The following is a 2,995-nucleotide window of genomic DNA, read 5'->3' as shown; positions in this document are numbered from 1 at the left end:
GAAGCAATACATCCAGAATCAGTCAGAGGGTGCTATCCATCCCCACCCGGGTGGGGAATTCCGCACCTTACGTTAAGGGCCCTGGATCCTTCCCCAAGAGCTCAGGTTTCCTGTTGTACACTGGGTTCAAGTTGGAAAATGAGGGATCCCCCATGCACTTTCAACCCGACGGCGCTCTGGACGACAGCTTGCCAGGAATAGCTGCAGAGGCGACGGTTTGGAATGCGCTGCGGCAAGCCCTGGCCTCTGATCCCGGCTACCTCCTCCATCAGTTCAGCATTTATGACCCTCAGGGTCACCTCAAGGCCAAGCCCGACATTCTATTGATTCATTTTGAACTGGGCTTTTGGATTTTCGAGTGTAAGGGCTACAACCTTTACAATATCGAGGCCATCGACGGCAGCGAGTGGCGCATGCGCGAGTGGCACAGGGAAACCGAAACCCCTCTGGCGCAGGCCGATAATCAAATGTTTCAGATTAAGAATTGGCTGCAGCAAAATCTGGAAACTCGGCCTCTCCAGGCGCGCGTTGCCTGGCAATATCGGCTAGCTTTGCCTCGCATTCAGCGACAAGAATGGCAGGAGCGCTTCGGGGATCCCCCTTTTACCGGCGCGCTGCTTTTTGCGGATGATTTGGAAAACCCAGAGCAGTTGCGGCAAACACTGTATGCGGCCAAGCAGGTCAATGGCGCTCCTCTCAACGCCACAGAATGGGAAGTGATCCTCAAAACGTTGGGGATAGGGCTGGGGGATCCCGGCGAAGACCCAGTATATGACTACGATCCGCAGGCGGTGATCCGGCGCGTCCAAGAAGGGATCTTCAAACTCGATGAAGACCAACGCAAAATTGCCACCCAATATCCTGAGGGGCCGCAGCGGTTGCGGGGCCTGGCGGGGACGGGCAAAACCGTAGTCTTGACTCGCAGGGCAGCCAAGATCCACGCCGACCACCCCGATTGGAAGATCGCCGTAGTTTTCTACACCCGCTCTCTCTATGAGCAAATTCGCAGGCAAATCTCAGAAGTCTGTCAGAGTAAGTTTGACATCGAGCCAAATTGGGAAAGGATTCAGGTGATGCATGCCTGGGGATCCCAGGATCAGCTTGGGTTCTATCGCTTGCTCGCCCAAGAATGTGGCTTGCTGCCCAAAAGCTTGGAGCAAGCAAGGGCAGAGCTAGGGGCTAAGAACGACAAGACAACGGAGCCCTTCGACTACGTCTGCCAAGAGTTAGGAGAGAAAGCCAAGGAAATCCCTCAACTTTTTGACGCCATCTTGATCGATGAAGGTCAAGATTTGCCGCCTGCCTTTTACCGTTTAGCCTATCAAACTTTACGGGATCCCAAGCGGCTCTACTGGGCCTATGACGAAGCCCAGGGCATTGGCTCGTTGACAGTGCCAGGGGCAGCCGAGCTATTCGGGCGCGACGAGACGGGCAAACCCAAAGTGCGGTTGGGAGGGCGAGCCATCGTACTGCGTCATTGCTACCGCACTCCAAACATCATCTTCATGGCTGCCCATGCCATCAACATGGGTCTTTTGCGTGGAGGCCAGCCTTTGCAGGGGGTTACTCAAAAAGACCAGTGGGAAGGTTTGGGTTACGAAGTGATAGAAGGTGATTTTCGTAAGCCTGGATCCCCAATTACCCTCACCCGCAAGGCTTGCCACCCCGTCGATCAAGAAAGCTTTGAGCCCAAGGTGGATCCCCAGTCGCTGCTGGTCTGGCGTACCTTTCCTTCTGAGGAAGAGGAGCAGAATTGGATTGCCCAACAGATCGAGCGCGACCTGAAGCAGTGGAGTTTCCGGCCGGAAGATCTTCTAGTTACAAGTGTAGCCAGCTTCAGAGGGAGCAGACCCTACTGGGAAAGCCTAAAGGCCAGGCTCAAACAAAGAGGAATTAGCGCCCTCATTGCTGGCGAAGATGCCGATCGGGATATTTTCCGCTTGCCGGGGCACGTCACCCTGTCGGGGATCTTCCGGGCCAAGGGCAACGAAGCTTGGAAAGTCTACGTCTGCCAGTTTCAAAACGCCACCGAGCCGGGGCTAAGTGTAGAGGAGCAACTGCGCCGGCGCAATCAAGCTTTTGTGGCCTTGACACGCACCAAGATCTGGTGTGTGGTTACAGGGATCTCCCCCAAAGATCAACTGGCCCCCGCCTTCCAAGAGCTGCGGCAGGCCAAGGAGCAGTACCCCTACCTACGCTTCCCAGCTTTTAACAAGGGATCCCTGCGGCGGGTTCATGAGGTGGATCTGGACTTGGAAGGTGCTTGAAGAATTACTGTCTGCCCTCAAGCGAGCCCAGCTCTGTCATCGCTTTTGCCATGTCGTCTAGGTCGTTCACCTTCTCCTCAATGGCTGCAAGAATTGCGTCGTAGGTGTTGGCCGAAGCGGAGGTGGCAGCAGCTTTGGTGGTAGAAGTGGAGCTGAATCCCTTTCCAAACCCAGACGGGTGGGCGGCAAAGTTGCCAGAGCCTGTTGCTTGGCGAACTTGATTGAGGCGGGCAATCTCTTGGGCCAAAAGATCCCCTTGTGAGCGGAGCTGATCGAGTTTGGCAGCGCCCTCTTTCAAGTATTGAACAAGCTTCTGTTTTTTGGCTTGCAAATCTTCTATTGAGGCTTTTAGATTTTGCTCTTCTGCACGCAGTTGCGCCAGCCATGCTTGCTGAGATCGGATCTGGGATCCCAACTCACAATGGGTTTGAGGATCAGTTCCATCGCCCGCTTCCTCTTCCTGAAGCTTTCCTTTCAAAAATGCTCAACGCCTTACGGCAATCAAAGGAAAATCATAGTGTTCCGGAGACCTGCCGCGCCAGCCAGTCGACGTGCTCAACGCCTTACGGCAATCAAAGGAAAATCATGGCAGTCACTCTGCGGAGACCCCAGAGTAACACAAGTGCTCAACGCCTTACGGCAATCAAAGGAAAATCATACACTATGACCGGTGCTCCCCCAGCAGGCTTGATGTGCTCAACGCCTTACGGCAATCAAAGGAAAATCAT

The 2,995-nt window shown here is 54.5% G+C and carries 2 protein-coding genes; one reads left to right on the top strand and one right to left on the bottom strand.

What is annotated here, in order from left to right; all coding sequences use genetic code 11:
• Positions 1-152 precede the first annotated feature (152 nt).
• Entirely contained in the window at positions 153-2,267 is a 2,115-nt protein-coding gene (locus NW841_RS12520; protein ID WP_414386688.1) for a DEAD/DEAH box helicase, read from the top strand.
• 4 nt (positions 2,268-2,271) lie between these two features.
• Here the strand turns inward: NW841_RS12520 and NW841_RS12515 are convergent, their stop codons facing one another.
• A complete protein-coding gene (locus NW841_RS12515; protein ID WP_414386686.1) occupies positions 2,272-2,745 on the bottom strand; it encodes a hypothetical protein in 474 nt (157 codons plus the stop codon).
• Positions 2,746-2,995 lie beyond the last annotated feature (250 nt).

Origin of the sequence: Synechococcus sp. H60.3 (assembly GCF_047462295.1) — a bacterium.
Lineage (GTDB): Bacteria > Cyanobacteriota > Cyanobacteriia > Thermostichales > Thermostichaceae > Thermostichus.
This window is presented reverse-complemented; position numbering and strand designations above follow the sequence as displayed.